Annotated in this window: 21 protein-coding genes; 4 read left to right on the forward strand and 17 right to left on the reverse strand. The window is 35.8% G+C overall.

The window, feature by feature from the left end:
* Window positions 1-66: 66 nt before the first annotated feature.
* The 8 genes from NST77_RS09340 to NST77_RS09375 all read right to left on the reverse strand — a co-directional run bounded on the left by NST77_RS09340 (window position 67) and on the right by NST77_RS09375 (window position 9,942).
* Window positions 67-2,667 carry a polynucleotide kinase-phosphatase gene (locus NST77_RS09340; RefSeq protein ID WP_095328951.1) on the reverse strand — a complete coding sequence of 867 codons (2,601 nt, stop codon included), beginning with the start codon at window positions 2,665-2,667 and terminating at the stop codon, window positions 67-69.
* On the reverse strand, window positions 2,668-4,029 hold the full coding sequence (locus NST77_RS09345) for a methyltransferase domain-containing protein (RefSeq protein WP_095328952.1): 1,362 nt from the start codon (window positions 4,027-4,029) through the stop codon (window positions 2,668-2,670).
* A gap of 269 nt (window positions 4,030-4,298) precedes the next feature.
* Window positions 4,299-4,478, reverse strand: a complete 180-nt coding sequence (locus tag NST77_RS09350) for an H-type small acid-soluble spore protein (protein WP_061796280.1) — start codon at window positions 4,476-4,478, stop codon at window positions 4,299-4,301.
* 142 nt (window positions 4,479-4,620) lie between these two features.
* Entirely contained in the window at window positions 4,621-6,714 is a 2,094-nt protein-coding gene (locus tag NST77_RS09355) for a class I SAM-dependent methyltransferase (RefSeq protein WP_095328953.1), read from the reverse strand.
* A 58-nt stretch (window positions 6,715-6,772) separates the two neighbouring features.
* Window positions 6,773-7,618 (reverse strand): alpha/beta fold hydrolase, encoded by an 846-nt coding sequence (locus NST77_RS09360; protein ID WP_171509654.1) that lies wholly within the window; start codon window positions 7,616-7,618, stop codon window positions 6,773-6,775.
* Window positions 7,619-7,739: 121 nt separating this feature from the next.
* Window positions 7,740-8,642 carry an alpha/beta fold hydrolase gene (locus NST77_RS09365; protein ID WP_095328955.1) on the reverse strand — a complete coding sequence of 301 codons (903 nt, stop codon included), beginning with the start codon at window positions 8,640-8,642 and terminating at the stop codon, window positions 7,740-7,742.
* Window positions 8,643-8,770: 128 nt separating this feature from the next.
* Window positions 8,771-9,466, reverse strand: coding sequence for a DUF5694 domain-containing protein (locus NST77_RS09370; RefSeq protein WP_095328956.1), 696 nt, complete (start codon window positions 9,464-9,466; stop codon window positions 8,771-8,773).
* Between the two features lie 32 nt (window positions 9,467-9,498).
* Window positions 9,499-9,942 carry a PH domain-containing protein gene (locus NST77_RS09375; RefSeq protein ID WP_095328957.1) on the reverse strand — a complete coding sequence of 148 codons (444 nt, stop codon included), beginning with the start codon at window positions 9,940-9,942 and terminating at the stop codon, window positions 9,499-9,501.
* Window positions 9,943-10,144: 202 nt separating this feature from the next.
* Between NST77_RS09375 and murQ the strand changes: the two genes are divergently transcribed.
* The 4 genes from murQ (at window position 10,145) to NST77_RS09395 (ending at window position 14,397) form a co-directional block, all read left to right on the forward strand.
* Entirely contained in the window at window positions 10,145-11,044 is a 900-nt protein-coding gene (gene murQ / locus NST77_RS09380; protein ID WP_095322230.1) for an N-acetylmuramic acid 6-phosphate etherase, read from the forward strand.
* Between the two features lie 21 nt (window positions 11,045-11,065).
* Window positions 11,066-11,920, forward strand: a complete 855-nt coding sequence (locus tag NST77_RS09385; protein ID WP_341123740.1) for a MurR/RpiR family transcriptional regulator — start codon at window positions 11,066-11,068, stop codon at window positions 11,918-11,920.
* Between the two features lie 102 nt (window positions 11,921-12,022).
* Window positions 12,023-13,387, forward strand: coding sequence for a PTS transporter subunit EIIC (locus tag NST77_RS09390; RefSeq protein ID WP_095328959.1), 1,365 nt, complete (start codon window positions 12,023-12,025; stop codon window positions 13,385-13,387).
* Window positions 13,384-14,397, forward strand: coding sequence for a MupG family TIM beta-alpha barrel fold protein (locus tag NST77_RS09395; RefSeq protein ID WP_095328960.1), 1,014 nt, complete (start codon window positions 13,384-13,386; stop codon window positions 14,395-14,397). Before NST77_RS09390 ends, NST77_RS09395 begins: the two co-directional genes overlap by 4 nt.
* Before the next feature lie 213 nt (window positions 14,398-14,610).
* Here NST77_RS09395 and NST77_RS09400 read toward each other — a convergent pair whose 3' ends face one another.
* The 9 genes from NST77_RS09400 to NST77_RS09440 form a co-directional block, all read right to left on the reverse strand.
* Window positions 14,611-14,772 (reverse strand): hypothetical protein, encoded by a 162-nt coding sequence (locus NST77_RS09400; protein ID WP_163186798.1) that lies wholly within the window; start codon window positions 14,770-14,772, stop codon window positions 14,611-14,613.
* A gap of 335 nt (window positions 14,773-15,107) precedes the next feature.
* Window positions 15,108-16,067 carry a LacI family DNA-binding transcriptional regulator gene (locus NST77_RS09405; RefSeq protein ID WP_095328961.1) on the reverse strand — a complete coding sequence of 320 codons (960 nt, stop codon included), beginning with the start codon at window positions 16,065-16,067 and terminating at the stop codon, window positions 15,108-15,110.
* Between the two features lie 322 nt (window positions 16,068-16,389).
* Window positions 16,390-16,746, reverse strand: a complete 357-nt coding sequence (locus tag NST77_RS09410) for a hypothetical protein (RefSeq protein ID WP_095328962.1) — start codon at window positions 16,744-16,746, stop codon at window positions 16,390-16,392.
* 73 nt (window positions 16,747-16,819) lie between these two features.
* Window positions 16,820-17,089: a 30S ribosomal protein S14 gene (gene rpsN, locus NST77_RS09415; RefSeq protein ID WP_095328963.1), complete on the reverse strand. Its 270-nt coding sequence runs from the start codon at window positions 17,087-17,089 to the stop codon at window positions 16,820-16,822.
* 68 nt (window positions 17,090-17,157) lie between these two features.
* Window positions 17,158-17,307, reverse strand: a complete 150-nt coding sequence (gene rpmG / locus NST77_RS09420) for a 50S ribosomal protein L33 (RefSeq protein ID WP_016203575.1) — start codon at window positions 17,305-17,307, stop codon at window positions 17,158-17,160.
* Window positions 17,308-17,341: 34 nt separating this feature from the next.
* Window positions 17,342-18,529, reverse strand: coding sequence for a GTP-binding protein (locus tag NST77_RS09425; protein ID WP_341122925.1), 1,188 nt, complete (start codon window positions 18,527-18,529; stop codon window positions 17,342-17,344).
* Between the two features lie 215 nt (window positions 18,530-18,744).
* Window positions 18,745-19,068 carry a hypothetical protein gene (locus tag NST77_RS09430; protein ID WP_176474172.1) on the reverse strand — a complete coding sequence of 108 codons (324 nt, stop codon included), beginning with the start codon at window positions 19,066-19,068 and terminating at the stop codon, window positions 18,745-18,747.
* A gap of 36 nt (window positions 19,069-19,104) precedes the next feature.
* Window positions 19,105-19,479: an immunity 22 family protein gene (locus NST77_RS09435; RefSeq protein WP_095328964.1), complete on the reverse strand. Its 375-nt coding sequence runs from the start codon at window positions 19,477-19,479 to the stop codon at window positions 19,105-19,107.
* A 277-nt stretch (window positions 19,480-19,756) separates the two neighbouring features.
* Window positions 19,757-20,242 (reverse strand): hypothetical protein, encoded by a 486-nt coding sequence (locus NST77_RS09440; protein ID WP_095328978.1) that lies wholly within the window; start codon window positions 20,240-20,242, stop codon window positions 19,757-19,759.
* Window positions 20,243-20,315: the final 73 nt, after the last annotated feature.

Here is a 20,315-nt window from a genome sequence, read left to right on the forward strand (position 1 = left end):
ATAAATATCAAGCTGGGATAAAAAGCAAATTCATCGAGAAAATATCCTCTGAATTTGCTTTTCACCTTATAATCTTGCATCAATCGGATCTTCTTCCAAAGCCAATGTCGCAAGGACACATTCATGAATTCTTTCCATTGACTCCAACTGGATAAAACGATTGATCCCTTCTATTCCTAAAGCCAATTCCTTTAAGGCATTGCGCTGCTTCTTAGCTGTTTTACGGTCTTTTAATCGTCTTAATTGATCCTTTTCTAAATAATCCATGCCATATATAATTTGAAGATATTTCCGTCCTCTTACTTTAATGGCTGGTTGCAGTAATTTTCCCTTTGGATTTTTCGCAAGGAATTGATAAGGTTTAAAGATAACCCCTTCATGGCCATCTGTCGTAATTTCTTCCCACCAGCTGACAGCTTTCTTTAATGATTCATCATCATTTACAATCAGATAATCTGTTTTCATAAAAAGACTGCTAATTGTGCTGAAATATTCGTTTTGTTCCATATGCCACTGATGTGTTTGATGAAAATAACTTTCGTTGCTATGTGCAAGGATATGAAATGGAGCGATTTTTATATCCTCTAATTGTTGAATTTCCCAACAATATTGATTGTACACTTCACTAAAACTTTGCGCATTTTGTCGCTTTTGTGCAAATTCTTCTACCCAGCCATTAACAGCCATGCCATTTTGCTGCGCACAAAGAAGCTGCTCGTAAATCTTGTCTCTATCCATCACGCTCATTTCAGCCACATGTGCGTATTGCTGAATAATTAAATCCTTTGCCTTTAAATTCCATGGAAGGATTTCAGCATCAAGCAATACCCAGTCTGTCTGATTCTTATCAAAATAATTTACAGTTGTCAGATCATAATGGAGCTTTGTCAGAATTTTTTCTTCGAGCTCTATAGAAAAAAAGGCTCTCCCTGTTCTTGTATAGATAGTGCCTAAACTTCTTTTCCCAACATACTTTTCTGCTGCCTCTGGATTCTTAAATAACAAAAGTATCCCTCTGCTGCCCATATGCTTTTTCTCGACAACCATTTGGTCTATCCCATTATCTTTGTAGTAATGATAGGCATCGATTGGATGTTCCAAATATCCTTCGATTGTTGAAGTTTGCGGCGGAGGACTCATCGTTGGCGGTATATAGATTAACTCTTCCATGGGAATTGTAAAATGGGACACCTTGTCCATCGCTGCTTTCACATTATTTTGCGGACAACTAATTTCTCCAAACGTATCTGTCCAAACACTATAACCATTAATAAATCGCTGAACATTCGGCAGAGAAAGCCTTGTTTCCTGCCATTTTTTTAATGGATTATCTTCAATTTGAGCATAATCCTTTTGAGCCTTAACCGAAATAAATTCTCTTTCTGGATAACGAAAAGCCGTTAACTTTCCGCCAAAAACAACCCCTTGGTCAATATTGATTGTATTATTCACAAAGAGCGGCTCCGGTTTCGGATCATGTCCCCAAATAATTAATTCTTTTGATAGATGATTTCTGTACCAGTCTCCACGGATCGGCTTCCCATCTGTGTCCATTCCTAATGTTTCTCCATATCTTGTAAAATCGGAAATCGTGTTTGATTGTTTGCCAATATAATGATCTTTTATCCCTGCATGAGCAACAACTGCTGTTTTCACACCATTTCTTGTCAGAACATAATGGGAAGGTGACTGAAGAAGCATAGTTTTCCAATCTTCTCTTATTTTTTCTATCTGCTCATCTGTATATGTAAGGGAAAAGGAAGTAAACGTTTCTTTAATCCATTCATCTCCGTGATTTAGTGTCACTTTTTTCCCATCAAGCCATCTTGCTATTTTCCATCCATGGTTACTATCAATCATATACGCAAGATTATGGTTAAGGTGAGCAGAGAAAAAGAAAAGTGCTTCTGTAGATTTTGGGCCGCGGCTCATAATATCCCCTACCGAAACAAATTTCCGACCTTCTGGATGGCGATATAACCCATCATCATGTTTTATATAACCTAAACGTTCTAGCAATTCGTAACATTCATCCATACATCCATGAATATCTCCGATAATATCTAAGCCATTATCAGCATTTAAATAGTACGAAGCTTCTTCTGTTTCGATACTTACTGACTCGTCCCGATCTCTAATATAATATATTGCGTGATAGCTTTCCCTTTGGATTTTGCGGATTTCCTGACGCATTATTTCAAATTGTCTTTTTACCTTCCCTTTTCCTCTCGGATGGGTGCGCTTTTCGTCTCTTTCCAGAAGGACAGATAAAGAGAGATCAAAAACAATCACTACTACAGGAACATGATATTTTTTTCCCAGAAGTCGATACTTTTCCCGTTCTGCCTCTTTTAAATGGGTTGCGTCGATATAGCTTCGCTTATTCAATGTCGCTCTTGCGCTAATCATTTGTTTCATCATTTCAAAGGCCGCTGTTGAGATTTGGCTATATTCTTCCATCAAGTTGGCAGCTACTTCTTTAGGTTGATTTGTCCAGTCTACAAAGTCAATATTACTGACTAATTTCCGAAAATGATCGGAACTAATTACTTCTTCCGCTTGCAGAAAACCTTTGTTTATCCAATTTTCCAATGTTGTTGATTTGCCACTATTTGATGGTCCTATTAATAAAACAATACTGTTATAGGGTATTCGAATCGTTTTCATTTATCCACCTCTTTTCTGCGAAAATATGGCCATCTGTGTAGGATAGCCGTAACCTTCTATATATTCACCTATCCCATCGATTTGTACCTTATAGTTAGCATGACTTTCCCAATACTTGGTCCATTCTTCAAACTGTTGCTGCGTCCATTCAAATCGATGGTCGCTGTGCCTTTTTGCCTCATTCATATCATAGACAGCATTGTAATCTTGATTAGGCGTTGTCACAATTACATGATAAGGCTTGTATTTTGTAAAAATGGTGTCAAATACCTTCCCTAATCGATTTTCGTCAATATGCTCAATGACTTCACAGAGAATAAAGATATCTTTCTTTTCCAATTCACTATCATAATAAAATAAAGAGCCCCATTTAAAAGTTGGAAGAAGAAAGTCAGGCTTATCCACTAATGCCTCGATTCTTTTTTTAGCTTTTAACTGTTCTCGTTCAGAAGGATCTACTGCGATAAGTTCTTCTATTCCGCTTATAAAGCCTAATTGGGCCGTTAGCTTTCCTTCTCCAGCACCCATATCTACAATTCGGCTATTATGCGGAAGCTTCTTTACAGTTTCTATAATTTTCTCATAGCGCCATTGATTTAAGCTTTTCTTCTTTGTCAAAGGTGCTTGTTTTTCCTCTGAAGGCTTTGATTCTATTAACCTTGATTTTTCTATTAAATCTGAAAAAACAAGCGACTCCTTTATAATTTCATTTCTTTTCGGATGGGAGGAAAGCCATCCTTCTCCGTAACGCTTCAGCTTATCCACTTCTTTTTCATCAATATAATAATGTTTATATTGGTCCATTACTGGAATCAGCACAAACAAATGACGGAAACAGTCTTGTATCGTCTGTTTTGCCTTTAACGTAATAAATTTTGCTGAACTTTTTTTCGCGAATGACTTTGGTAAAAGTACCTTGCCATTTTCGATCGTAAGCTCATATCCTAAAGGTTCAAAGAGTTCTGCTAATTCATGATTGGTTAACTTGGTAGATAGCGGTCCAAATGTAATTTCTAGGGGAAAAGAATAGTTCACCCACTCTTTGAATTCATCTTTTGGCTTTCCATTTAATGCAGTTCCAACTGCCTTTCGTAAAACTGAGCAGAAAATACTGCTGACAGCACTTTCTCTATCATTAATATAATGTGTAATAGACGAAAAGTTAGTTTGATTTTTCGTTAATTCCATATTATCTACTGTAACGAAAAATAATATCTGGACTTCATGCTCCTCGTTTTTGGTAAAAACAATGCGCACTAACCCGCCTTTCTCTTTTCTTTCATATAAGTTATGGGGATTTTTAGCAATAAGATGGGAGACCATCCTTGCATGCTCGCCATATACTTTAAGACTTATTTGCATAAACTCACCTCTTTTTCTCTCAAAACCATTTGAATACTATTTTACCATATTTTTCATAAAAAAGAACCACTATTACGAGTGGTTGCAGAATGAGGACAAACTCCTTGAATTAGGAGTTTTGCCTATACTCTTTTTTTGTAATCCCTTCTAATAGAGATGTTGTTTTCCGCTACAAGTGTTAAAAAGGGAATCAGAATGAAAACATTCTGATCCTCTCCTTTTGTCTACCAACTGGAACCTCTATCCTCGTGGTTGTCTTGCGAGAGATTTTAAGCTTCTTCTAGGCTTGCAATGTCAACTTCTGTTTGTTCTTGACTTCCGCCTACCAGATGAACGATTGCGGTTGCATCTTTTTCTTTAATATCTTCCAGCCAAACTGAGGCACCGTTATACTTTACTTCTATTTCTGCTGATGAGGAAAGTATTTGTTTTGCTCTGTTAATATCCATCATTCCACCTACTTTCTATATAAAGAAATGTTAAGTTCCCCATAGGGTTCCTTTATTAAAATAGATCCTTTTTCATTATGTGAAAGTAGGCGGAAATCTATTCTCTCCATTTTTTTGCCTTGCTTGAAAACTATTTAAAGCTCTATCTAAGATGTTTTTCAATCACAATAAAACAGGTGCTGTCAGGAAGTTTAACCACGTTTTGAGAGGAATCCATCAATTTTACTTTCGGTAATAGATGCTCTGCATAGCCATCTTGTAAATAATGGTCAAACAATAGCACTTTCCCCTTATTGCCAATCACCCTTTTAATAACATCTTTATATTCTGCAGGGGTAAAGTACCCGAACTGCTCTTGTACTTCATGCGGATAGGCCTCTTCTCCCCATGTATAAGTATATAGAAATTCCATCGCATCATTTATCGGCAATTGAACAGTGCTTTCATTAATTTGCTCAAACTCGATCTGTCTGCCTTTAAAATCATTTACATAGCGTTTAAAAAAATCCAAACCATTTGGCTGCTTAAATTCAATTTGTCTCCATTCTTCTTTCGGTTCGGTCATAATACCATCTCTAATTATGATTCTGCCGCCCGGTTTAAGGACTTCAAATGCACTTGTTAGGCTATCCAAAATAACCTCTGGATTAAATTTCATCCCTTTATATGGAATATAAGAATACATCTCATGAAGTATCGAAGAAAATACAATGGTATCCATACTATTCACCGCAAAAGTTTCTTTTAATTGCAGTGCATCTGCCTGTTTAACAAGCCATGTTTTCTTTTCTCTTATTTTCCTTTTTTCTAATGCCTCGATAACATTGGTAGAAATATCAATGCCGATAACAGTTGCTTGGGGATGACGATCCGATAGAATATCTAACATAATTCCACCGCCTGCCCCTATATCCAGCAGCTTATTTCCTATTGCGTAGTCAGCAATCATCTTTTTATGGTCTTCAGCATTATTCATATCAGCAAGATAGTTTTGTTCATTTTGCATTCGATCAAAGCCATCCTTTCGAAAACCAAAAAAATCATATAAAAGAATGATTGCCCGTTCATAAAGGGGGGATTTTTCTGCTTCCTGACAAAACTCAATTAATTTCTCCCCAGCCTTTGAATAAACAAATGTTACGCTAATATTTTCATTTAAAGAGTCAAGCGGAATAATCACTAATTCGACATGTTCATTTGCGCACTTTGTGCCGGCAATTAAATCATCAATCGTTTGTTCTTTCAAAAATGCCTCAATGATTCTCTTTTTGTATAAGTTAATTGTCTTTTTACCTTTATAGTCATAATAGATGTCTTTCATAAACGGTTCAAAGCTGATTTGCCTTATTGTTAATGGATCGACTTTTTGATAGATTAATAGGAAGATTTTCAAAAATTCTTCCAAGGAGAAATCATGCAGAGCAGACTCCACATACCACATATCCGTTTTATGAAAAAATAATTGAAGCATTTCATTTCTTTTCGATTCTTTTAAAAAACGACTATACTCTTCATCAAAATTTTCACCGTTTTGGATAGCAGCTTTTCTCAGCCTCTTTATTCTTTCCTTTAATGGCAACTCTTGCTCCCTTTTCCCTTCCAAAATAGAGCTGATAACTTCTTTAACTTCCTTTTGAACTTCCTTCCATATTTGCGGTGAAACAGCTTCGATGATACATTGATTCAAGACATATAATAAACGGTACCTATCATTTTGATCTACTACGATGTTTTTATTCATAGATAAAATTAATGGTTCTAACTGACAATAGCGAACTTCTCCTCTTATAAATTGACCTATTAATCCATGTGTATAAATAAGTGTAAAAATAAGCTCTTCTAAAACCAAGTTACGTTCGCCATTTGTTGTCTTTCTTATTTCCTCTGCATAAATTTGCGCAGAACCAATATTATGAATGCCTAATTGAAATCCCCTTTCTCTCCAATATTTGCGCTGAGAAGGCGATCCACATTTTGCTACATCACTCCAAATTAAAACCTGTTCTATTATTTGTTTTTCAGGATCATTTAAACTCGTACAATTATCTAAGATTAATAGAGTCTTTTCCACATAGGATAAAACCGGATTGCTTTCTAACCCTTCTAACGAAGGAACTTGTTCTAAATTCACATTCTTTTCTTTTGTTATATAAAGATATTGCAGCCATTTCTGTTGTCGCAATACCTCTTTATTTCCTTGTCTCACTTCTTGAATTGCCTGTAGAGAGGCTAGCATTTCCTTTCACTCCTGACAAAATGATGAATACAATATTATCATCGGATTTAATTTAATTCTAAACAGTCTTTTTATCATTTACAAAACTTAATACTGCCTCTTTAAACGCATCTTGATTCTCTATGTATGGATGATGTCCGCCATTAATATAGTGAATGACTGCATTTTCACACGGAAAAGTTAAATGATGGTTTGGTCCAACAGCATGATCAGATTTACCAGCTATAATCAGAGTCGGTTTTTGTATTTCTCTCAGAAGTTCTGTAAAATCGTCAAAATATTCTTTTAAGGAGAAAATCTTCTTTTGGAAATAGGCATCCGTTCTTAATTCCTTATCTATCATATCTACTTCTTTTTTCTTGTCTATATCTGTATATTGAAAATGATCGTAACGTCCGTTCTCGATTAATTTAAAAAGAGTCGAATAGAATAATTCTATGTAATCCTCCAGTGGATCAGAAGGGAAGATATTTCGTTGTTCTTGTAAAATTTCAAGTCCTCTATTTATTTGATACTCAAACGATTCGTACATATTCAGTGTTACATTGGCTAATATTAGCCCAATGGTATGTTCCGGAAATCGAGCAGCATAGTTAACTGCAAGAATGCCGCCAAAGGAATGTCCCATAATATACCATTTATTAATTCCTAGCGATATTCTTAATTCTTCTAAATCCATAATTAATCTATTTAATGAATAATCATGGGATAGGGAATGTTCAGATCGGCCGCATCCTCGCTGATCTAAATATATCATTTGCAAATCTTTTTCTAAAAGACCATGGGCAAATAGCTGGAAAGGTTTGCTCCAATATCCTGGACCTCCATGCAGATAAAGGCATGGATTTCCGTTTCCACTCATTTCGTAATATACTAGTAATCCATCCCTTGTTTTTACATACATGATTGTCTTCTCCTTTTACAGCAATCTATCTTATGAAGTCTTTCAAAAAAAGGGGAAAAGGTACTAATAATGAAAACATAGCACCTTTTACTTCACACCATTTAGTTTCATGATTTTTGCTTCAATGATTTTCCCATAATATAAACTCCGTTACCATTTTACTAAACCATTCTGGACTTTCATTATGAGGCGTATGCCCACACTGCTCTATTATTTGAATTTCTCCTTGTCGAACATTCTTATCAAAAAAATCTATTTGCTTTTCACAGGTTACTGGATCATATTCACCTACTATTAAAAGACTCGGTACTTGTATCTTCTTTAATAGTGGTAAAACCGATTCGAAGATCTTGCCTTCATTCCTTAATCTTACAAAATGGATTTCAGACTTATCATAAAAACGATCCCATTGTTCGTCTGTATAAATACTTGTTTCTAGATTAATAGAATGCAAACTATATATTTCCATTCGTTTTTCTTGCAAATAAGAGCTTAGCTGCAAATAGCCTTCTACCAATTCTTTTGGTGACACAGCTTTAGCAATTAAACGATTGACTTGCTTCTGTAATGGAATCATATTATATCTTGCAAATAAGCTAGCCGTTCTTTTTAATAAGGATTTTGCTGTTAATTCGAAATCAAATGTAGGACACTCAAAAATTAACTTTTCGATAGCATATGGATAGCGATTTGCATATAGGACGGCTAAATATCCACCGAAAGAATGCCCTATAATCGACCATTTAGAAATACCTAGTTGGATACGTAGTTCTTCGCAATCTTCTATTAAATGGTTTATTCCAAAAGACTCCTCCTTAAAAATTTCTTCAGAGCGACATACTCCTCTCTGATCTATAACAACTAAACGAAAAAAATTGTTTAGACGATGTGTTTGATTCATGGAAAAGTCAAAACACCCTTCACCTGGGCCGCCATGTAAATATAGAATAGCTTTTCCTGTCATTTTCCCATGCGTTTCCACATATAATTCTTTATTATTAATGTTCAAGTAGTGAATTGCCATCGATTTTCATCCTCCCTTTTTCCATTCTTCTTATGCCTATAGAAAATGGGGGAGCTCGTGAAAATGGCAGTAACCTTGAACGTTAATGGAAGCCTTCTATTGAATACATGAAACATTCCTCCTGCCCCTTATATTTTGTTTGTATAGGAAAAAGGATTTATTACTTCCCAGCCAATTCCTTCAAAAAACTTTCTTAATAGCCACAAATGGTCACTGCCAATAAGAAGCAAAATACAATCTTGATCATTATCCTTTGTAATCTCTAGCACATTATTAAATATATACAATTCTCTTTTCATCCATTTATCTAGAAAGGGAATACCAATTTTTACACCCTGTTTATTTTCAACTAAGACAAAAGATAAATAAAGATCCTCAAGTCTATGTATATATGCGTTCTCATTCAATCGGCGAAATGCCTCTATTAATGAACTTGTTGCAGACAACACGGGACTAGCTTTATTTAAACTTTCCATTTTTTCAGATAGTTCTTGATAATTTTCCTTTATTTCATTAAATAGGTTTTGAACATCTTCTTGCCCTAATTCCCCTTCCCAATTTACACCATATACCTTATCATGGTGTAATTTATTCGCTAATCTAAAACCAATTTGTTCAATCTCATCTGAAAAATATTGATTACTTTCTTGATGAAATTTTTCAATAAGAAGCTGCTCATCTTTTTTATCCCATTCTAAGGCAATTTTGGAAGGTCTCCATTCTGCTAATAATTGAACTAATTCTTCGATCTCTTCGTCTTTCCTTTTTATCATATCAGCATTTTCCGCAAAATGAAAAGTGCCTACTAATATTATCTTCTTCACATCTCCACCGCCATCGTTAAAATAACTTATCGTTAATTATTGTTTTTTCCTCTTTTTGAAATTCTATTTTCTAATTCTATTAAAAATAATTCAGCGTTCTGCGGCGATATTTTTACACTGCCAAGGCTCGCTGTCATGTAAAATATTTCGATTGCTGATTTGGAAGTTAACAGTCGAAAACCAGTAAATATATCAGTCGTCTTAGCAACTTTAGTAATATTTTCATAGCGGATTTTACTGTGAAAAGGTCCCCCTTTTACTAGTAAATACTCATCGGTAAACACATACTTAATACCAAATGTAATCCATGCAAAAAAAGAAGTACATAAGATAAAAATGGTACTCATAATAATACTGGGCAATATTGTTCGTTCCTTCTCTATAAACAATGGACCTAACGTAACAAGCCCCATACTAAAAATAACGACTAACAACATGATAATAAAGAAGCGATCTACTTTCGAACGGAAAATCATGTTTTTACCCCCTCCTCTTATCATACGTATAAGGATAACAGTAAGTTTCAGTCAATTGTCTTTTCTTTTATGTAAGCATCTTGAAATAAAATTTCATTTTATTATTTGTTATGAATTATTGAAATTTCATTTTAGTTTTATTATAATCATCTCAAGGAAATCGTTTTCAAATCTAAACAAACTTGGAGAAGGAGTATTTACCATGGAAGAAAAGCTTGAGCTATTAACAACAGAATCTCGAAATGAGCAAACAATGCAAATCGATACGGCTGAACCAATGGAAATATTGCGTTTGATGAATGAACAAGATCAACTAGTGGCTCTTGCAGTCAAGGAAGTCTTATCTGATATAGAGGTAGCCGTCCAATACGTTTTTGAATCCTTCCAAAAAGGCGGTCGCCTTATTTATGTGGGCGCAGGAACGAGTGGAAGATTAGGCGTTCTCGATGCTGTAGAATGTCCACCAACATTTGGTACAGATCCCGAAATGGTGCAAGGACTGATCGCTGGTGGAGAAACAGCCTTTTTTAAAGCGGTCGAAGGAGCAGAAGATCAGCCAGATCTTGGTATCAAAGATTTAAAAGCTATAAGTCTTTCAAAAAATGATACGGTGATTGGTATTGCCGCCAGTGGAAGGACTCCTTATGTTATCGGAGCATTGCAGTATGCAAGAGCAGTTGGAGCAAAAACAATTGCCTTATCCTGTAATAAAAATGCAGCCATCAGTAAAGAAGCAGAGCAAGCAATCGAAGTGATTGTCGGTCCTGAGGTGCTTACCGGTTCAACCCGGTTAAAATCAGGCACTGCACACAAAATGATTTTAAATATGATCTCCACTTCCTCCATGATATTGCTAGGAAAAGCATACGAAAACTTAATGGTAGATGTTCATGTAAGCAATGAAAAGCTTAAGGAACGAGCAATCGCTATTATTTGCAAAATTGCAGATGTCTCCTATGAACAAGCATTAGAAACATTGGAAGAGGCAAACTTACAAGTCAAAACAGCAATCGTCATGTTAAAAACAAATTCAAGCAAGCAAGAAGCAGAGCAGCTTTTAGCAAATGCTAATGGTTATGTAAAAAAAGCAATTCAGAAGTAATCTGAAAAGGTGGTTAAGATTGTGGTAGCAGGTGGTTTAAAAATTATTCAAAGCATGTTGGAGCAGCTCCCCGCTTCCGAGCGAAAGATTGCTGCATTTATACTAGAAAATCCAAATATGCTCTTAAACAGTACCGTTCATGAAATCGGCGCGCATGCAGGTACAAGCGGAGCCGCGGTTATTCGACTCTGTAAATCCTTAGGCTTAAATGGCTTTCAAGATTTAAAAGTTAGAATTGCTGGCGATTTAGTGAAGCCCCTTGAACAAGGATATCGCGATATTGAACCAGATGAATCCTTCTACTCTATTGTTCAAAAAACAACTAGTAACAGCATTCAGTGTATCCGTGATTCTGAAGAAATAATTAATTATGAAGAATTGGAGCGCGCTGTCCACACTATATCTGCTGCAAAAAATGTTCATTTTTTTGGGATTGGTGCTTCCAATATTATCGCTAAAGATGCTCAGCAAAAGCTTCTGCGAATTCATAAAAACGCTACTGCCTTTACTGATATACATCTTGTCGCTACATTAATCGGAAATGCAGGCAAGGATGATATTGTCTTTGGAATCTCCCATTCAGGCGAAACTCCCGAAGTAATTAAAGTCATGTCACTTGCCAAGAAACATGGTGTAAAAACAATCAGTCTAACAAAATACGGTCAATCTTCTGTTGCATCATTATCAGATATAAAGCTGTTTACTTCCTATTCAGCTGAAGCTCCCTTTCGAAGTGCAGCCACATCGTCACGTCTAGCTCAGCTATATATCATGGATATTTTGTTTCTCTCAATGGCAACAGTTCAATATGAGGACACTATTACCTCTATTGATAAAACAAGAGAAGCTATTCAATTTATTAAAGAAGGAAAGTAGCATTCGCTTAAATGTGTCTTCCCTATCTAGAAACAACATGGTGCCTGGACACATTTGATAGGAGTGCAAAAATAAATAATAGTGGAGAGAAGGGAATTTAAGATGGCTGGTGAAAACAATAAAATTTTAGCAGAAAAGATTCTCGAACAATTAGGTGGTCCTGAAAATATTGTTAGCTACACACATTGTATGACAAGACTTCGTGTCACACCGAAAAATTCTTCCTTAATCAATAAAGAAGAATTAAAAAAAGTGGATGGAGTATTAGGAGTTGTAGTTGAAGAAACACTGCAAATTATTCTTGGTCCTGGAAAAGTAAATAAAGTTACAGAAGCCTTTAGTAGATTAATCGAAGATGCTGGCGGGATTAATCTAAAAGAAAAGGCAGCAAGCACAAAAGCTGAAATTAACAAAAAAAATGCAACACCTTTTAAATTATTTTTGCGCAAAATTGCTAGTATCTTCATTCCTTTAATTCCTGCTCTAGTAGCGTCTGGATTGATAACAGGAATTACAAAAGCCATTGTCCAGGCCGGTGTGCTGGCAGAAGAATCACAACTTGCCATCATTTTATCTGTGATTGGCAGTGGATTATTCGGATACCTCGGCATATTAGTTGGTACAAATGCAGCAAAAGAATTTGGCGGTTCGCCAGCGCTTGGAGCTATTGCCGGTATTTTGATAATAAACCCCGCTGTTGCTGGCATTCATTTATTTGGCACAGATTTACTGCCTGGTCGAGGCGGACTAATTGGCGTGCTATTCGCAGCAATCTTTATCGCATTAGTTGAAAAACAGGTTCGTAAATATGTGCCAACCTCGCTAGATCTTTTTATTACGCCGACTGTCGCTTTATTGCTTACTGGTATCTTGACTTATCTCATATTTATGCCGCTTGGCGGTCTTATTTCTGATGTCATTACAAAAGGATTAACCTCCTTACTGGAAATGGGGGGTGTAGTTGCAGGATTTGTTCTTGGGGCAACCTTCCTTCCCCTTGTTGTCACTGGGTTACACCAAGGGTTAACACCAATACATCTTGAGTTAATTAATACAATTGATAATGATCCTCTTCTGCCAATCCTTGCAATGGGTGGTGCTGCCCAAGTAGGTGCAGCGTTTGCGATTTACTTTAAAACAAAGAAAACACGATTAAAGAGAGCTATTGCTGGTGGTCTTCCTGCAGGGATTCTTGGGATTGGCGAGCCATTGATATTTGGTGTTACCCTTCCGCTAGGGCGTCCCTTCTTAACGGCATGTTTGGGAGCTGGAATCGGCGGAGCGTTTCAGGCTGCATTCGGAGTTGCTACTGTAGCTATCGGCGTATCTGGTATCCCACTTGCATTCCTTGTTGTTACCGGTCAAGTGTTTCTATATTTAGCAGGGGTATTAATTGCTTATGCTGCTGGATTTGTTTTTACGTATTTATTTGGCTTCAAAGATGAAATGGCTGGTGAGTTTGAATGATTGGCATTTCCTTTTATTTAAAGGATCCTTTAGCGGAAGAACGAATTACCCGCGCTGGAAAATTAGGAGTAAAGCGGGCATTCACCTCCCTTCATATTCCGGAGGAGTCTGGTGAATTAGCGACTAGAGCTAAAGCACTTATGACTCTAGCTGCTGAATCAGGAATAGAGGTTTTTGCCGATGTTTCCTTAAGAACTCCTAGTCATTTAGGATTAAACAGTTTAATGGAGTTAAAGAAGCTAGGGGTTATTGGTCTTCGATTAGATGATGGTTTTGATAATGAAATGATTTTAACCCTTTCCCAAGATTTTAAATTGGCTCTTAATGCTAGTGCTTTCCAAGAGGAGGACTTGTCTGCACTTATAAAAGCTGGTCTGAATGCCAACCAATTGATAGCATGGCATAATTTCTATCCAAGACAAGAAACGGGATTATCCTTTTCTTTTTTTCAATCGCAAAATAAAATCTTCCAGCGCTTCGGAATACCTATTAGTGCATATATTCCAGGTGATGAAGAAAAACGTGGTCCTCTATTTGACGGGCTGCCTACATTGGAAAATCATCGGCACTTAGAGCCATATCATGGTGCATTAGAGTTATTTCTAGCAGGGGTTGAGGATGTTTACATTGGTGATCCTGGAGTAAGTGAAGCACTACTTCATAAATTAATCGATTTTGATCAGCATCATTATGTCTCCATCCGTATCCAGGATTATCAAGAAGGCGAGTTCCAACTTCGTCCTGATCTTTCCCGTGATGTTCTCCGCTTCCTAGGTACGAGAAGTCTAGAGAATATCTACCCAGAGAACACAGAAGCACGTCCAGCCGGCACAATCACAAGAGATAATGACCTCTATGGACGCTATCGTGGAGAAATACAAATCACCCTGTGCGATCTTCCAGCAGATGAGCGAGTCAACGTTATCGGAAAGGTAATTGATGCAGATATACCGCTTCTATCCTTACTAAAACCTAGTCAAAAAATAAAACTTGTTCCTTTTTCCTTCTAATTAGAGCAAAATCGTAAAGAGGCAAGATACAAAATATAAAAACATCCCAAATGCTTGCTTGGGGTGACAGTTTGTCGACAAAAGGGAATCAGAATGTTTTTATTCTGAACCCCTTTTGTAATTTAGGGTCTTTTTCGTTATTTTATTGTATTTTGATTTATTCTTTATGCTCTTCTTAAGCAGTTACCAGACTCATCCAAGTCCAGTTGGCCTTTATGGATTAAGCATCGCTTGCATAGACAATTTTTTAAGTCCCCATAAAGTTGTCCATCGCATACCACGCTTTTCTTTTTGCATAAATTTTTTGATAACTTGTTTAGGTCGAGGATGATCTAAAGCAAGTTTTCTTTGAATAGAAGAATGTTTGGAAAGCATGACTTCACCTCTAAAATTATCTACCTATATTTTTAAACCAGAACAGTTAAATTTTTAGACTAACTTGATGAAAACATGTTGATTGGAGCGGAAGGGGTGAGACTCCTATGGGAGATGCGAGAAAGTCCGAGACCCTGCAGGAGCGTATGCGACGAAGCGGCTCGGCGCTCGCCCCATGGAAAGCGAACCCCTGTAGCGGAAATCAATACCCTATTAGAAGAGGTCACAAAAAAGACCATAGGCAAAACCTCAAATTTCCAGGCGTTTGTCTACAGTCTGACATCCCAAAATGCTTGTTTGGGATGTTTTTAATTTGCAGCTAAAGAACAACTTGTTTATACAGTGGTTCTTTCAATAAAACGAAAAAACATTTCTTCTTTCGATATTTCTTTGCTAATAGCTTGTTGAAATAAGTTCTTTCCCATCTCTAAAAGCGGAATTTCCATTGTAGATATTTCCATCAGCCTTGCAATGGATTCGTTATGATAACCTATTATCGCAAGCTCTTCTGGAATTTTGATTCCTTGTTTTTGACAATAGATAACAATTCCTGCTGCAACTTGATCACTTGTCACAATTAAAGCAGACGGAGGATTATCCATTTGCAGTAAATGATCCATCACCTTTTTGGCATCTTCAAAGTAATTACAGTGATCGATAATATATTCTTCACAATAAGGAAGTTGATGTTCCAAAAGAAACTCTTGATAGGCATTTGCACGTAATTGGCTGCTTGGACCCGTTTTTCTTCCAATACAGTAGCCGATTTTTTGATGACCCTTTTTATGTAAAAATGCTAAAGCTTCTTTGAAAATTTTATATTGGTTAACAAATGTCGAAGAAACTTCCTTCCCCTTTGTGTCTTCACATAAAACAATTGTTCCATAGGAAAGATATTCTTGAATTACAGACCATTCGCAAGTTCGCGAACAAATGATGAGGGAGTCAATTTGCTTTTGCTTCAACATTTGTAATGCCTCTAATTCCCTGCTTACCATATAATCCGTCTGAAACAATACAAGTTTATAATTATTCTCCAGCGCTTGTTTTGCTATCCCTTTTAACAGCAGCGCAAAATAAGGATGGTCAGAAAAAGGAAGGACAACACCAATCATTTGTGTTTTTCCTTTACTTAAATGAACTGCATTAATATTTTGTTCATAATTACTTTCTTTAATTGCCGCTAATACAGCATTTCTCTTTTCTTTGCTTACATATGGATGATTATTAAGGACACGGGAAACAGTTGTTACAGAAACACCAGCCATCTTTGCTAGATCTTTAATGTTTGTCATACTTTTCACCTTTTCAAAACCCAATATCTTTTTTACCTTATATATTAAGAATACAGTTTCTGGTCTTTTCTGTATACCCCAATGAAATAACCTGCAAAAGATGAAATTTATGTTGCATCCATTGATTGTCCAGACGACTTTAAGCAAACATAAGCTAAGCTATAAAATAGAAGCAAAATAAATTTCTGCCCCGCTTATCTTATTTGCTTAAAGTGTAAAGGATGAAACACATACCAGGTTAATGTGAAAAAACAGATAAGCATGGTAGCTATGTATGTTATTCCAACGTATCTATTTAAATAAGAGTGCCATTATGGCAAAATTAAGAGACAAATACAAATGTCCATTTTTTATTTTTTCGCGCTTTTCTATCAGTCTTGGAGTAATTAATCCATCTCATTTGATTAATTCTGGTCATAATCATTAAATCGATTTCCGCTTGTGCCTCACCCATAATCTCTTTAATTGTTGACATACTGAGGGAAAAATAGTTAGACGCCTCTTTAAATGGGGAATGATTAACCATCAGCTCCATAAACTGTTTCTCGCTTACAGCTATCTTCTCTAATTCTTCTTCTTTACTCGTTATGTATCGATAAATCTCCCGTTTTTTTTCTGGCAAGTTAGCAATCGCGCTTCGATAAAAAATTTGCACTAATACAGGATTAACGGAATTCATTTCTTATTCCTCCATTTTTTTGTGTAGATAAAAGTCGTCAAACCAATATGCTGACGACTTTTCTTTCTATTCATTACCAGCTTGATTTTTTCACTCCTGGAATTTGTCCTTTATGGGCATATTCTCTAAAAGCAATACGGGACATTTTAAATTTTCTTAAGTACCCTCTTGGTCTACCAGTCACTTCACATCTATTTTTCAAACGGGTCGGTGAGGAATCTCTTGGTAGCTTTCTAAGTGCTTCCAAGTCTCCTTTTTCTTTTAACTCCATTCGAAGCGCTGCATATTTTTCAACCATGGCTTGGCGTTTTTTTTCTTTTACTACTTTCGACTTTTTTGCCATTTCTACTTCCTCCAATACATTCGAATTATATAAAACGAAATGATTACGATTTAATGACTATAAAAAAATTATTTTGTTTCTCTGTGCAAAGTGCGCTTTTTTAAACGCGGACAATACTTCATCAACTCAATACGGTCTGGATTATTTCGTTTGTTTTTTGTTGTAATATAATTTCTATCTCCTGTTTCTGTACATGCTAAAGTAATTTTCACTCTCATTTTTTCTTCCTCCTAATCAAATTGACTTTTTTTCTTACTCTACAAAAAATGCAGGCAGTGGATCAATAAATTTAGTCCAATCCTTTTTCATTTCCATATCAGTCAATAAACAAGCATCTAGCTCTTCTTCCATTTGCTGTTGATTCATGCCAATCCCAATAAACACTAACTCTGTCATGCGATCTCCGTAAAGAGGATCCCAACGTTTTTGTAAATCTGGATCTTCCTCTAAAACTTCTTTCTGCTCGCTTTCCGAATAAGCTGCTATCCACATGCCCGCTTCTTGTATGGTTAAGGACGGTCCAGCTTGGGAAAGTAATCCGGCAATATCATTTCTCGTAGCCAACCAAATAAATCCTTTCGCCCGAACTACTTCAACTGGCCATTCTTGCAACCACTGCATTAATCTCACAGGGTGAAAAGGTTTATTGCTACGATACACAAAGGAAGAAATTCCATATTCGTCTGTCTCTGGAATATGCTCTTCATTTAATTCTTTTATCCAGCCTGCACCTTGACTAGCAGCGTCAAAATCAAATAACTGAGTATTTAAAACTTGATTTAAAGGAATTCTGGAATATTCACTTTCTATAATTTTGGCTTCTGGGTTAAATTTTTGGATAACTGCTTTCAGTTCCTGTAGTTTGCTTTCCGAAACTAAATCCGTTTTATTTAACAAAATGACATTCGCAAATTCAATTTGATCAATTAACAAATCTGCTATTTCTCTTTCATCCATTTCACCCACTGCTTGCTTTCGGTCTAAAAGACTTTCACCAGATGCATAATCATGCCAAAAACGATGAGCATCTAAGACTGTAACCATCGTATCTAACTGACAAAATCGCGATAAATCAATCCCTACACTCTCATCTACATATGTAAATGTTTGCGCAACCGGAATCGGTTCGCTAATTCCGCTTGATTCAATTACGATATAATCAATATCACCTAATTGCACAAGCTTTTCCACTTCAAATATTAAATCCTCCCTAAGTGTACAGCAGATGCAACCATTTTGCATTTCCACCAATTTTTCATCCGTTCTTGAAAAACCGCCCTGTTTCACCAATGAAGCGTCAATATTTACCTCGCTCATATCATTGACAATCACAGCCACCTTTAGGCTTTCCCTATTGGATAGAATATGATTTAGCAAAGTAGTTTTGCCCGACCCGAGATAACCGCTTAAAACAGTAACAGGGATTTTCTTATTATTCAATACTCTCACTCCCAATAAACAAATCGTCATCATTCCGATTTAAACTTTCCACTTTAGTTATTTCTGATGAAGTAATAACTATTCTATAATAAAACGAAATGATAACAATTTGCAAGTGTTTATTATATACTTTTTTATTATGTAATGAAATTTAGTTACGGAAGGGAACTTGGAATTTATGTTAATTTCCCCTTCTTCTTCCATCTTTATCTTAATTACTCTGCTATCTTTATACTATTAGTCTCTGTATCAAAAATTCTAGTGCGAATATCATCTTTAGAAAGCAATAAATCATTTCCCTCTTGATCAAAACAGTAAGCAATTGGGATAGAAAAACCGCCATTTCTATAGGAACCATCAGCATGACTTGTTCCGACTACGATAGCATTTTCTTTCATTGCTATTTTTCTTGCTTCACATGTCCATTCTTCGTATTGTTTCTCGCCCGTGCCTTTATATTTCCTTCTTTTGACTTCTGATATAGTAAGTGTAAAACATAAGGCTACTAAGAAGAGATAAGTAATTTCTGAGTTGACCATTAACTAATTCCATTCTCCATATCTTTAAAATTTATCTTACTCATAATTTGTTGCAGCAATAAAATCAAAATCATCTGTTGAGCTAATTTCATTTTGATATTGAAAATTATATATTAAAATCACAGCATTATATGATTTCTTTAGATTTATACTTTTCTGGATTTTTGGGATGACAATTTCTTCATACGAACACCCTTCTAATAATGCTGCAATATCACTACTACTATTCTTATACACTTCCTTTTCTATCGTATCCGCATCTGTTTCATCCACATCAATCTTAAAATCGATAAAGAATTGGGATGGGACAGACTCGCCATCCTCATCATAAGTTAAATCAACATACTCTCCTATTGAGTCCTCATCGTTTATATTCCCTAACCAAACTGAAACGCACCCTTGTTTTTCCATAATAGTAGCCTCCTATTTTAGTCTTAAAGCATGAGGCAAAGACATAACTCCACCCTCTAATCTATTACTGCTAACAATTATCATGTGCTTTAACGGGGCTTCCTCCTACATAAACACGTTTGGATTGACATCTGATATAGTTGTTCTTAAATCTTTAATCTCTTCAGTACTAAATATATCCACACTTAAATTGAGGAACCTTTGAAACTAAGTTCTACTCATGTAAATCTCTTGATTTTCTAAGTTGACGTGCATTTTTCTTTCTGATTTTTTATTTTTAATCCAATGTATAAGCAATAATTTTTCCTTCTGGATAAGCACCATTCCAACCGCAAGGAAAGGCACCAAGTTGATATATCTCAAACAAATCTTCAAAAAAAGTGTTATTCTTTCCGTTTACCGCTCGATTAATGGCACAATTAGTAAGGTCTGCTACAACATCATTATAAAACATACTATATTTACATGAGCTTTTGCTCACATTACCAGCAATAACTTCTAATAATTCTTCCAATCCTTTAGGCTTTTCCTTTTCTGACATTGCGTAATAAGTCTCCCAAACTTCACTCATTTCCAATTCTCTGATATCTTTCCAATTATACTCATCCTCACCAAAAATCTCATCATAAGCTAAATATTCTGCTTTTTTTATATCATTAATAATAACAATTTTATTGGTAATATTATTAGTAAGTTCGCTCTGGAAATTTTTCGAGAACCGAATTACCTCTTCAACTAAATTATTAAATACACCATCGTTCATTACTTTTATACCACCTTTCTCAAAGTCAACTCTTACCCCTTCCACCTGCATGTACCATGTTATCTCACCTAAT

Source organism: Niallia sp. FSL W8-0177, assembly GCF_038006285.1.
Taxonomy (GTDB): domain Bacteria; phylum Bacillota; class Bacilli; order Bacillales; family Cytobacillaceae; genus Niallia; species Niallia circulans_A.